Origin of the sequence: Vibrio sp. 2CM40D (assembly GCF_023161825.1) — a bacterium.
GTDB lineage: Bacteria > Pseudomonadota > Gammaproteobacteria > Enterobacterales > Vibrionaceae > Vibrio > Vibrio alginolyticus.
Genome location: NZ_JALNTL010000001.1, coordinates 418,978 through 430,628, shown reverse-complemented (window position 1 = coordinate 430,628; position 11,651 = coordinate 418,978). Strand labels below are relative to the sequence as shown.

General features: G+C 44.3%; 14 protein-coding genes. 3 read left to right on the top strand and 11 right to left on the bottom strand.

Annotated elements, in window-relative coordinates:
• Nucleotides 1–72 precede the first annotated feature (72 nt).
• From MTF70_RS02040 to MTF70_RS02005, 8 genes are all read right to left on the bottom strand, one after another.
• Complete coding sequence (locus MTF70_RS02040) at nucleotides 73–1,146, bottom strand: hypothetical protein (RefSeq protein ID WP_042521403.1); 1,074 nt, start codon at nucleotides 1,144–1,146, stop codon at nucleotides 73–75.
• Entirely contained in the window at nucleotides 1,143–2,255 is a 1,113-nt protein-coding gene (locus tag MTF70_RS02035) for an ATP-grasp domain-containing protein (protein WP_042521404.1), read from the bottom strand. Before MTF70_RS02035 ends, MTF70_RS02040 begins: the two co-directional genes overlap by 4 nt.
• Nucleotides 2,243–3,502, bottom strand: coding sequence for a F390 synthetase-related protein (locus MTF70_RS02030; protein WP_042521446.1), 1,260 nt, complete (start codon nucleotides 3,500–3,502; stop codon nucleotides 2,243–2,245). Before MTF70_RS02030 ends, MTF70_RS02035 begins: the two co-directional genes overlap by 13 nt.
• The gene (locus tag MTF70_RS02025) at nucleotides 3,499–4,362 is read right to left on the bottom strand and encodes an MBL fold metallo-hydrolase (protein WP_033905523.1); all 864 of its coding nucleotides are present in this window, start codon (nucleotides 4,360–4,362) and stop codon (nucleotides 3,499–3,501) included. The genes MTF70_RS02030 and MTF70_RS02025 overlap by 4 nt, the downstream gene beginning before the upstream one ends.
• Nucleotides 4,331–5,317: an NAD(P)-dependent oxidoreductase gene (locus MTF70_RS02020; protein WP_205461148.1), complete on the bottom strand. Its 987-nt coding sequence runs from the start codon at nucleotides 5,315–5,317 to the stop codon at nucleotides 4,331–4,333. Before MTF70_RS02020 ends, MTF70_RS02025 begins: the two co-directional genes overlap by 32 nt.
• Entirely contained in the window at nucleotides 5,314–6,303 is a 990-nt protein-coding gene (locus MTF70_RS02015; protein ID WP_205461149.1) for a ketoacyl-ACP synthase III, read from the bottom strand. The genes MTF70_RS02020 and MTF70_RS02015 overlap by 4 nt, the downstream gene beginning before the upstream one ends.
• 194 nt (nucleotides 6,304–6,497) lie before the next feature.
• Nucleotides 6,498–6,947 carry a YaiI/YqxD family protein gene (locus MTF70_RS02010; RefSeq protein ID WP_005380310.1) on the bottom strand — a complete coding sequence of 150 codons (450 nt, stop codon included), beginning with the start codon at nucleotides 6,945–6,947 and terminating at the stop codon, nucleotides 6,498–6,500.
• Nucleotides 6,944–7,237 carry a hypothetical protein gene (locus MTF70_RS02005; RefSeq protein WP_005391777.1) on the bottom strand — a complete coding sequence of 98 codons (294 nt, stop codon included), beginning with the start codon at nucleotides 7,235–7,237 and terminating at the stop codon, nucleotides 6,944–6,946. Before MTF70_RS02005 ends, MTF70_RS02010 begins: the two co-directional genes overlap by 4 nt.
• A 932-nt stretch (nucleotides 7,238–8,169) precedes the next feature.
• Here MTF70_RS02005 and MTF70_RS02000 point away from each other — a divergent pair.
• Nucleotides 8,170–8,655, top strand: coding sequence for a GNAT family N-acetyltransferase (locus MTF70_RS02000; RefSeq protein ID WP_005380314.1), 486 nt, complete (start codon nucleotides 8,170–8,172; stop codon nucleotides 8,653–8,655).
• Here MTF70_RS02000 and MTF70_RS01995 read toward each other — a convergent pair.
• Both MTF70_RS01995 and MTF70_RS01990 read right to left on the bottom strand, forming a co-directional pair.
• Nucleotides 8,615–8,914 carry a DUF3301 domain-containing protein gene (locus MTF70_RS01995; RefSeq protein ID WP_005380315.1) on the bottom strand — a complete coding sequence of 100 codons (300 nt, stop codon included), beginning with the start codon at nucleotides 8,912–8,914 and terminating at the stop codon, nucleotides 8,615–8,617. The two genes, MTF70_RS02000 and MTF70_RS01995, sit on opposite strands and share 41 nt — an antisense overlap.
• Nucleotides 8,915–8,927: 13 nt before the next feature.
• Nucleotides 8,928–9,965 carry a DUF3549 family protein gene (locus MTF70_RS01990; RefSeq protein ID WP_042521407.1) on the bottom strand — a complete coding sequence of 346 codons (1,038 nt, stop codon included), beginning with the start codon at nucleotides 9,963–9,965 and terminating at the stop codon, nucleotides 8,928–8,930.
• A gap of 76 nt (nucleotides 9,966–10,041) precedes the next feature.
• Here MTF70_RS01990 and MTF70_RS01985 point away from each other — a divergent pair, with 76 nt between their 5' ends.
• Both MTF70_RS01985 and truC read left to right on the top strand, forming a co-directional pair.
• Nucleotides 10,042–10,356 (top strand): YqcC family protein, encoded by a 315-nt coding sequence (locus tag MTF70_RS01985; RefSeq protein WP_042521408.1) that lies wholly within the window; start codon nucleotides 10,042–10,044, stop codon nucleotides 10,354–10,356.
• A 4-nt stretch (nucleotides 10,357–10,360) separates the two neighbouring features.
• Complete coding sequence (truC, locus tag MTF70_RS01980) at nucleotides 10,361–11,131, top strand: tRNA pseudouridine(65) synthase TruC (protein ID WP_042521409.1); 771 nt, start codon at nucleotides 10,361–10,363, stop codon at nucleotides 11,129–11,131.
• A gap of 91 nt (nucleotides 11,132–11,222) precedes the next feature.
• Here truC and MTF70_RS01975 read toward each other — a convergent pair whose 3' ends face one another.
• Nucleotides 11,223–11,606, bottom strand: a complete 384-nt coding sequence (locus MTF70_RS01975; protein ID WP_005380322.1) for a DUF3461 family protein — start codon at nucleotides 11,604–11,606, stop codon at nucleotides 11,223–11,225.
• Nucleotides 11,607–11,651 lie beyond the last annotated feature (45 nt).

Genomic DNA, 11,651 nt, shown 5'->3' with positions numbered 1-11,651 from the left:
GCCTGCGAACGTCGCAGGCTTTTTTATCGATTGAGACTGTGTACGCAGGCTTACCTGATTATAGATGTCGGTTTATAGCTGAAAACGCATCAACAAAGGGCGATAAAAGTGCTGAGTGAGCCAGCATAAGCTTTTCCAAATTATGCGTTTGTACCAAGGTAAGTGCGCAATATAAACATAGCTAAATTCAATTTCTGGCCGGGCTTTTCTGTTGCGTTTAAAAGCCGGAGCACCTGAGCTCATATTAAAGCGACGCTGGAATATCATTGCGTGGCGGATGGTATAGGCCGATATTCGACGATACAATGCGAGGCGTTGTGGCTTATTGGTATCGTAGCCAAAAATTGGGCAAGTCATATCATTATCAATTTCTACAATGCCTAACGTAGCCAGCATCTCTTCTTGATAAAACAGTCCCACTAACTGTACTAATTTGTTCTGGCTCGCCTGTTTTAAATATTGGGTTGAAAACTGTATGTTATTGAGGCTGTATTTATCAAGGTAAAGCATGTCATATAACTCTTTGGCACGCTGAAACTCTTCATCAGTGGTCAGTGGCCTAAACTGCCAATCTTTATCATTAAGCAGTTTGAAGTCTTTCGTTAAATCTCGGTTGAAGCTGAACGCTTGCCAATCATCAAGTAAATACACTTGTCGTGTTACCAAGCTTTGCCATTTTGGCTGCTTCAATCGCTGAATTAAGTGTAAATGCTGACGCTGGTTGAGGGAGCGAAGCACCAAGGGAAAGGTGGGGTATTGATCGAGTGCGACGCGACGCAGTTCATCGAGATTTAAGGCTGCCCATTGTTCGCTATACATATTGGTGGACAAGCACTGATTGTTGAGCGTTTGGACTTGATCCAATCCAGCCAGTGATAAGATTGGTTTAGTCATATTAATAAGTAACTTACATACCCATCGAACAGCCACATTTTTGACTTTGTGAAGCTCTTCTTCGGCGTAGCCACTAAGCAGTGTCATAGGGGAGACTGCATAACAGTTGTTTGGTATTTTTGGTGTTACGGAGTAAGGAATGGCAACGTCATCGATATAGTAGCAACCAAAGCTTGCTGTGCATTCATCAATAGGATTTGACTGCATGAGAGTGATAAAGGTTTGATGCCATTCTTGAGAGGAAAGTGTCATGAGTTCAATGCCTCTCCATTCCACTCAATATCAACGGTAGAAGCGTCGCTCCACTTCGTCTTGTTCTGCCTAGCTAACCGGAGTAATTCAAACATACTCCGGATTTGGCTCCCGACCGGTAAGTTATGCTGTTGCATCACATTCACTCCAGACCACCAATCTAGCCAAGTTCGAGCCTTGAACAGGGATAACCCGCCTTCAGCGATGAGTGTTATTGGACCTAAATGATGCAATCGCTGCTCGGAAGGACTGGTAAACTCCATATTAGGAAGCAGTTGGTTGCATCGAGACGAGAGTAGGTGCAAACCACTGGTGGCTCTTGGGTTACATTCAATCACGTAGAGTTCATCTTGTGATTTGATGAAGTCAAACGACACTTGCCCATGATAAGTATGACGTTTACCAAAAGCTGCGATAAATGTATCTAGTCGTTCGCACGAGATCGGCTGAAAAGCACTGGCGGCCGAGCCGTTTACACAGTATTTCGGCACATAAGCTTGGTGTGCTTTAAGGTCACCATGTTCAAAAATGGCATAGTTACACACCGGAGTCCCATGGATTTTTTGTTGCTGAACCCAAGGGTAAAGGGGCGATATCGTGGCGGCAGAAATAGACTGAGTTGTCACATCTCTTATGACTTGCCCGCCAAACCGAGAGTAAACGGGCTTTAGAACGGTTCTCTTATTAATTTCAATCTCACTTTTATCAGCGACCAAACGAGTTTTTGGAAGTGTGATTTCTGGCAAACTTTGAAGCTGTTCAAAGACGGTCAACTTGTTGTGCAGGGCATTGAGTAGTCCCACATTGGGCAGAAAAAAATCTACTTCTGGGCATTGTTTGGCAACATGAGCCAAGTAATACACTTCTTCACAAGTGGGTATCACTATATCAATACGCATCTGAGTAATGATTTTTAGGATCTGCTGTTGATAGGTGGGAAACGCAAATCGAGGTGAAGCGGTGGGGATATAAGACTCGATGCCTCGCAAAAACGATCCTAGAGGTTTTTTTAGCGAATCGGTGAGAATTACTTCATGTCCATGATGCATACACATGGTTGCCCACTCTAGTGCAACTGGTGATCGGGCTCCGGTGATTAAGACCCGCATATGTTCACCACACGTCGTTGTTTATTCATTGGCGTCCAAATAGGCGCAGGGCGGTAACTAAATCTGACAGGATCAAGCCGCAATTGGTCAAACAACTTTATCAAGGCTTGATGTATAACCCGATGGTGGTGAACATCCGCTTCAATTTGAATGGCTTGTGACCCTGTTTGGGTGATTCGGTAATCCACGCGACTTTGGGCGGATAGTGTTATAGCGCGGTAGATGAGATCTGGTAACACCGTCACTGGGACGTGGTTTGCGTTTAGCGTGAGGCGATCACCACATCGTCCGGCAATTGCGCCAAGAGGTTCAAATACGCCATTATCCTGTTTATTCTCAATAATATCGTCGAGCTGATAACGAATAATTGGCTGAGTTTTACGACGAAAATCCGTAATGATTGGGCTGTAATGAGTACGTTCGGTATTCAGCCAATGTTTTTCGATGTAAATAACATCTTGATTCCAGCGCATTTGTCCATGCTGATCCGTACATGCAAGAAAACCTTCAGTACATTGATAGACTTCATGGAGTTCGCTGTCGAACCGTTGAGAAATAAAGTGACGGTCACTCTCGGTTAGGACTTCTGCACCAGAAATGATCCGCTGTGGTTGAATTGCGGGTTGACCAAATTGACCGCTGAACTGGGCGCAGAGCTGAAGAGCTTGCGCACTACCAACCAAAAGCGTGGGTTGGAACTTATCTAGCTCTTTTATCCATTCTTGGTAAGGTTTGGTTAAATCGGCATAAAAAAATGTTACAGGCCCTTTCGCGACGGATTTATACAGTGGGCTGTTGGCGCGCAAGGCTAGCGCAATTCGGTGCTTTTGCCATAGGTTGGGCAACAGGCGAGCCAATATATTGCCAGCCCACAGTTGCGTTTCCTGTTTGTCAGCAAGAAACAACCCGCGCATGCCTGATGTGCCCGAAGAAAGCCCAACAGTAACATCGCCAACTTTCGAAGCGGCGAAGTTGCGTGACTGTTCTGCTTCGAGTGCTTGTTGCATTAGCTGTTCAGCATCTAGGCCTTTCGTATTCAACTCCGAGAGGCTCTCCATCATGGTTTGCTTATTCATGATAGGGAAATCACTAAGTGCTGCACCTTGAAGTGAGCGGTAATACGGTGAATGACAGCATACCCAATCTAGGTGTTGCGTTAAATGTCGTTGCTGCCATGTTTCGACTTGTTCTCTTGAGCCGAAAGGGCGGTAGCGGGTTCGCCAGAATTCTGAGATAAGCGTTATCACTTCATCCACCCTTCTTTGATTAGCTGCCGGATAGTTTCCTGACAATGTGAAGGCACGAAGCGAACAAAGTGGTGGGTTTGTTGGTAGCAACTTCTCAATTCGGAGAGGGTGTTTTTATAGGCATTTGTGTCATCGCAAAGCATGTTCGCCAGCCAATGCTGATCAATATTTTCACTCAAGCTCTCGATTAACCAGCATGCATCGGCGAGTAAGAATAGCCAACCTTGGTCTCTTTTAACCAGCAAGCCCACTTGGCCAGCTGCATGGCCTGGCAAGCTAACCATATAAATGAATCCGTCGTCGAACATGTCTTTACAGAGCAAATTAACACCTTGGCACTGAGGAAGAATTTGGCTGATTGGTACAGAAAAATCACTATGAATGAATAAGTTAGGTTCAAGCTGTGGAGGAAGTAGAGCTTTTAGGTATCCTTTTCTTACGCCTCCAATTCGACCACTTTTAGTAATTGCATCTACCCCTTTTTGTTGGCAATGCAATTGAGAGTGGGAAAACTCAGACACGGCAGCAATGTGATCAGCATGGAAGTGGGAGAGCACTAAGTGTTCAATATCATGAGGTTTGAGACTTTCTTTTGCTAACTGCGCAACAATTCCGTGTTCTTTTTTATAGCGACAAGGTGTTGTCCAAGCATAAAAACGTTCAGGGAAGGGACGAGTCGCGCTAAAAAAATGCTCGTGATATCCCGTGTCGAACAGGATGTTGCCTTGCGTTGGGTGCTGAATTAACGCAACGGCTGCCGGAAATGCTCTAGGCTTGATACCAGAACCTGGTTTGACAACAAAGCCTGGGTGTACGCAGTGTCCAGCCTCAAAGATTTTTATTTTTAGACCAGTTTGCATACTGCTGTATTCCTTCTTGAATTGAAAAAAGCGGTTGGTAATTCAGTGTTTGTTTCGCCTTGCTGATATCCAGAGTTTGATGATAGTTAAACAATCCTGCGCTGTATGAGGTGAGCCTTGGTTCTGGCTGATGTGGTAAGTGCCTTCGTATTTGCTCACTGAGCTTTAATAATGGTGATACAACGCCGTATGGTAATGATTGTAACGTTACTTTTAGGTTTAACCCCTCACATAAAGCTTGCAGAACAGTCTCAATTGGCATTGGTTCGTTGTTGGAAATGTTGAACACATCACCATGCTGAAGTTGGCCTGCCTGAGTGCAAGCGAGCATCGCTGCATGGGCAACGTTGTCTACATAGGTCAGATCAACCACAGGATTTCTACCCGATGGCAGAAGCAGAGTGTTGTTTTTTATCGCCTTAAGCACTCTTGGGATAATCGCGCGATCATTGGGTCCAAAAATGCCACGCGGTCTTAAAATGATCGCTTTGCTTTGGCCTTTTACGGCTTCAATTTCCGATAGGTATTTTGTGTGTGCGTAATCATTACACCAGTATGAAGCTATGGCGTCGGTTTCTCGAATATTCCAACGGTCTTGATGGTCAAAGTAGACGCTGGTGGAGGAAATATGGATAAAACGCGAGATTTGATAGGTATTAGCCGCATTGACGAGGTTTTTGGTGGCATCTACATTGGCTTGATAAAACGCCTGCCACTTTCCCCATGGGCTTGAGAGAGCGGCACAATGGATGATTGCATCCATACCTTGGCATACCGCATGAACTGCTGAGTGGTCTCTTAAATCGACTATATGTGGGATAACATCGAATTGCTCGGCGAGTTGTTTAGCGATGACTGTATTTCGTGCTGTAAAGTGCAGTTCATACTGCTGGTGAAACATTCTCAGAATTGCGCTACCCAACATCCCGCTGCCACCAGTGACCAATATCTTCATAGTTTTAGCACTCCCATCCCTAGTGACAACCCTGCGGCGGTGCCAGCTAATAACACATGTTTTCCTGCGGCTTCTGGCTGATTACGCAGCCAGTGTAAGTTAATTGGGAGTGAGGCGGCGACTTGGTTTCCCAAAGTCGAAAAGTGATTAACGGTTTTCTCTGTTGGTAGCCCGGTGAGTGAAGGCAGTTTTTTTAATCCATGCGCGCTGGCTTGATGAGGAAGAAAATAATCAATATCGCCGAGTGTTACCGGAGAGGCGTCAAAGCCTTTTTTTAGAAACGCTGGTAAGGCTTTACGCACATGTTTAAAGAGTGCTTTGCCCTCCATCTCAAACTGGCAACTTTTTAAATAGGCTTGATGCTCGGAGGTATGCGGATTGATATGACTACCTCCGCCCTTAATTTGACAAAATGAATACCCGGTATGATGCGTTTCAAAGTGACTGGTGAGCAATCCATCATCGTTGCGTTCTTCGAGCAAAAATGCGGCGGCACCGTCTGCGAATAGCGTTGCAACTTCTGGTTTGAGCGTAAAATTTCGATTCAGTGTGATGCCAGTGGCGAGTTCGCTGGTGACAATAAGAATCCGACGGTATCGTTTTGCTAAGAATAGACTCTGGGCAAGATCAAGCGCAGAGAGAAAGGATAAACAGGTGCTGTTCAAATCAAAGCTTTCTAGCCATGTTGGAGCGTCTAACGCGGCGAGAACCGCTGAGGCGTCGTAGGGTAGAGACTGGTGATGTGTGCCGCTAGCGTAGATAAGAAGATCAACGGAGCTTAAGGTATGTGTGTTTCCTAAACACTGCTCTATTGCCTGCACCGCCATGTAAATAGCGGTCTCTTTTGTATTGGCTACATGACGATATTCAACGTCGAATTTATTTCGGCAGGTCCCTGGCGCTAATTTTAGGAAGCGATCCATCTCTCGATCAGACCATTGATTCGTTGGCAGGTAGCTTCCACTGGAAACGATGTTAAAGCCCATTATTCTCTATACACTTATTAAAAACGTCGTTCAAAATAAACCACGTTGCATATTGAAGCTATGGCGAGCGAGATGAAAAATAAACAGAACAAAACAAATGGGAGTAAGAGCACGCTTTGGGTGCAATGCTGAGAATGAATTTTCAGGAATGAGCCAGGCTTTGATTTGCTGGCTCAATATGAATAGAGTGAGGGTTACTTCTTAAATTTCGCCAAAATACGATCCAAATGGTTTGCAAATTCGCGTCGATCGGTTTGAGAAAGCGCGGCGGGCCCACCTGTCTGAATTCCGCTTGAACGCATGGTTTCCATAAAGTCGCGGATATTTAGGCGAGCTTTGATGGTGTCTTTTGTATAGAGCTCGCCACGAGAACTGAGGGCTTGAGCGCCTTTAGAGATAACCTCATCTGCAAGCGGAATATCTGACGTGATCACCAAATCGTTGGCTTCTACACGTTTGACGATTTCGTTGTCTGCGATGTCAAATCCCGCAGGGACTTGCAGCGAGTGGATGTTGTCTCTTTTCGGCACAGGGACAACGTGGTTAGCGACAAACGTACATTCAATCCCCGTACGCTCGGCGGCACGCACAATGGTTTCGCGAATAACTTTCGGACATGCGTCTGCATCTACCCATAACTTCATGATGATTTCTCACTGAGTTTCGCTTCTAACTCTTCAATACGAATGGCTAGCATTTTTACGGTGCGTTCTAGGGCTTCAAGACGATCATTATCGGTGTGGTGCTGTGCTGCGATTTCAACCTTGGGTACGCGTTGAGCACTCTTCCAACTTTTTATTGCGGTGATTAACGCTGGCATTGGAACTGGCGTTTTCAATCGTGCTTTCACTAACGCTACGGTTGGCTCTTTTCCTTGTTGTTGCAACTGTTCCATTGCCGCTTCTAATTCTTTAGTAACGTCTTGAGTTAACATTTTTAATCCTTAACAACGATATATCTATCATCATACGTTGAGTGCGCTGATTTGGCGAATGGCATTTTGGAGAGTGTAGTGTGAGAGATCTCTTACATAGGTTGTGAGAGAAAACGATTTCGTAAGCGGAAAAAGAGAAGCTGAAGAGCTTAAGTTTCTGATAAATAATGATTTAACAACTTGTTAACCAATGTGAGAGCCAAATATTTATCTTGGATAGATTGTCTATTTTTGGAAAAGGCGTAAATTGAGAGTTGTCAGCAGGAAGCAGACATGGAACAGGAAAGCACCAAGGATTTGGTTATCGTCAGGAAGACGATTTGGTTGGTCAGGATGATTAATCAAGCATGGAGCGTAGGACATTGTAAGGATACGATCATCAATAGGATGTTGATGACTAAGGATAGACAATGGACCCCTCTAGGATTGAGGTTATGGACAGCATCAGGAAGATGCAAGGGACACCGCTCAAGGAACAAGTGACGTGTGCTAACGAGGAATGTTAGCAGTCAGGATGATAAGGACACCGCTAGGACGGCGACGTAAGGAATAAGCTGACGGAATCAGCCACTATTATGGATGATGCATGGAGCACTTTTAGTAGCCGGACTGCTGCGAGTAAGACCATGACCCCGATACTTATGTGTCGGGGTCTTTCTTATATAAAAACGATATCCAGTGTTCTCATTGAATTAAGCATCTCGATGTTACTTGGGGATATCAATATCACAAAATATATAAATTCCTAATAACACTTAATAAAAAACAACTCAGATCAATATCCTTTCCAACCAGTTGGTTTAACTTTCGGCTTCTCTACAAGGTGTTATGCCCGCAATCATTGAGCATGTTCAGCTCATCGAGTTTGTGATCTGCGGATAGATTAAGTTTGTTGTAATCAAGGAACAGATGTGGCCATAGTAACCAGAAGAATGCTTCTTCTACCCTACAATGAGTCGTTGCAACTAGAATTCGTCATGCTGAATTGCTGTGCGAAAAACCGTGCTGAATTGAATGGTCCGTATACAGTTGCGTCTGCCAAACAGATGTTTGAGAAAATACTGGATGATGAGAACATTTATAGTATGGCAGTGCTAGAGAGCACCAGTCGTGACTATATGGGGCACGTGTTCATTGCTAATCTCGATTCCGAACCTGAATTAGGGTTTATTTTTGATAAATCATATTGGGGTAAAGGGTTAGCAACAGAAGCACTAAAAGCATTTTTCCCCAAAGCGTGCCGTGAGTTGGGCTTGAATAAGGTGAAAGCTAACGTGAATAGCAATCATCAAGCTTCTATGGCGGTACTGAAAAAGTTGGGATTTGTTGAAACAAAAGAAAGTAAGGATATATATGGTCCTTACTTTGAAATGGAATTTACAAGCGATGCGGTGGTAGGTGAAAGTTCTGCGGCCTGAAACCGACCATGGTTAACTCTCCTTGGTAGCAATCGTCACCAAGAGATGAAAACTCAAATTGATACACCGTATGCCAACGCCAGACTCCGTCTGGCGTTTTTAGTTTATGGGCACCAAAGGCGATGCTGATTAATTGGAGATCCAATTGCTCACATTTACGCGTGATGGCCGCTTTTGCGAGTTCGGCTTGGCGACGCTGTTGCCAAAACAGGTAACAGAAAAAGCAGAGCCCTAAAATTGCTAAAAGATCACCAATCATTCCTGAACCTTTCTTAGCTTTTTGTTGTTTGTTGTAAGCTTACTAGCGCATTTGCTAGTTCCTCTGATGGATTTGAATGCAGTAAAGGCAATAACACCATCCTTAACTCTGGCAGCATCACTAAATCGGCAAATAACTGATTAAATAGGGCTTGATTACCGGTTTGAGCTAAACGCAGCAAAAACTGTTCTGCTACCTCTTCATTGGCGAGTAAGTGCCAAGCGCGACCCGCCACACCAATCAATACCTCCTGATGGCTTAAACGAGGGCTATGCAATATCGCATCTAATACTGGAGAGGCGACTTCTGTTGGTGCACCAGCAAGGGCTCGGATAAGTGCTGAAAGTAGGAAGAGATCAGGTTCGCTACTTGCGATTTCTTGCTGTGCCTTTTCCGCGATACGTTCTGCTAAACGCTCTTGAAGCTCTACATGCTCAAGCGCACCTAATAGTGCATAAAGTGGCTCATTTGGTAGGTGGTTCAACGCTTTGCGTATCATTACCCCGTTTTGCTCTTTTTCCAGGCGAGCGGCTATGTCTGTGATACCTTGCAGACCTACAGTTTGCCAATTATCCCAGCCTAAACCTCCAGAGAAGTAATGCTGGGTATGCTCGTAATATTGGCTGGTAGGAAGATTGAGGTTTGCGCGGACCTGGCTATGAAACACGGCCATTTTATCTTCGGAAGGTTTGAACGTATATGGGTTGTTAGACAGCTTTTGTTGTTGCTCTTCAGTGATATCATCATTGAGGCGTGTTCCCATAGCCTCTACAACGTATTTAATGAAATTGCCGATATCCGCTTGCTTTAACAAACCACGCTCGTCCAATTCAAACTTTAGAAACCAAATCCAAGGTTGCTTTTGTTCATTCCAATAAGCGATGGCAAGGTGTGCTTTACGCTGCATTGGAAATGGGTAAGGTGCTTGACCTTTTTCTACATCGGTAAACTCTTTTTTAGCGATGGTTTTGATACGGCGACCAAGATCGAAGATTTGATAATCACAGTGGCTGTTGTTCAACAGTTGAGTGAGGGTTTGAATGTTTTCCATTAAATACGACGTCCTAACGTTCTTTTCACAAGAAATGGTATCATTCTCGGCTAATTCAAGGTTCGAGATAGAATTAATGGTAACAAATACTCAATTGGTCGACTTACTTCACCAACTTGAAACGCAGCTTAGAGAGCATAAATTGTGGCAATACACTATGCCTTCAGAGCAAGCCTTACAGAGTGCGGAGCCATTTGCGATTGATACGTTGCATCCTCATGAATGGTTGCAGTGGATTTTTATAGCCAGAATGCACGCACTAGTGAAAAATAACCAACCACTGCCAAGAGGGTTTTCTCTCGAGCCCTATTTTTCAGAAGCGTGGAAGCAGGAACCGCAGTTCGCAGAGCTGCTCGTTACAATCCGAACCATTGACGAACTGTGTAAGTAAACGAATGCTAGAACAAGAACTAACGCGATCTTCAGAACCAGTTGAGCTGGAGATCGTTTATCAGGATGAATATTTTGTAGCGGTCAACAAGCCTGCAGGCATGTTAGTGCATCGCAGTTGGTTAGATAAACACGAAACTCAGTTTGTCATGCAAACTTTGCGCGACCAAATTGGTCAGCATGTGTTCCCATTGCATCGTCTGGATCGTCCAACATCTGGTGTGCTCGTGTTTGCGTTGTCGAGTGAAGTCGCATCACAAGTCATGCCGATGTTTGCTGAACATAAAATGGAAAAGACATACCACGCAATAGTACGTGGTTGGATTGAGGAAGAGGGCGTCTTGGATTACGCGCTCAAAGTCGAGTTAGACAAGATTGCGGATAAGTTCGCTTCACAAGAAAAAGAAGCGCAAGAAGCGGTGACGGAATATAAGCCGTTGGCTAAAGTGGAGGTTCCCTATTCGACGGGTAAATTTCCTACAACGCGTTATTGCTTAGTTGAGATGAAACCTAAAACGGGGCGTAAGCACCAACTTCGTCGTCATATGGCACATCTACGCCATCCGATCGTGGGTGATACAACGCACGGGGATGGAAAGCACAACAAGCTGTATCGCACAGAGTTTGATTCTCATCGTTTGCTACTGCATGCTTCAGAGTTACGGTTCGTCCATCCATTTACCGATCAAGAGATTGTCATGACGGCTAATCTTGATGAAACTTGGCAGCAATTGTTCACTCGATTTGAGTGGGATGAATCGATGGTTAACCGATAATCGGTGCAGTTAGATCTAGATAATGATTGGGTACAAATAAAAAGGGTTAGCATCAATGCTAACCCTTTTTTAATATTTAAGACTTAACGTTTTACTTTAGTTTTTCAAGATCCGCTTCGATCTCTGCGATCTTGCTCGAAACGACTTTTTCTAAATGACGAAGGTCTGAAAGAATTTTCTCTTTTACATCAACCTCAGGTTGTTTCGTTGGCTTAGTAATTTTATTCAGTTCATCAATGACTAATGTGAGGTTACGGTTGATTTCCGTTACTTCTTTATATTTGTGACTGCCACTATCAACAAGAACATTTTTGATTTGGCGTGGGTATTTGAATTTAACGCTTTTAGCGAATAGTTCGCCTTTTTGCTTGTGGAAATAGATCTTGAGTACGTCTTTGTGTGCTTCTTGGCGTAGGGAATAACGTTCAATCTGCTTAGGGTCGTGAATACCCAAACCAGTGAGGTGGGGATACATAGGCTACCTCTATTACATCGAATTGATATTGATATAACTGTAGCA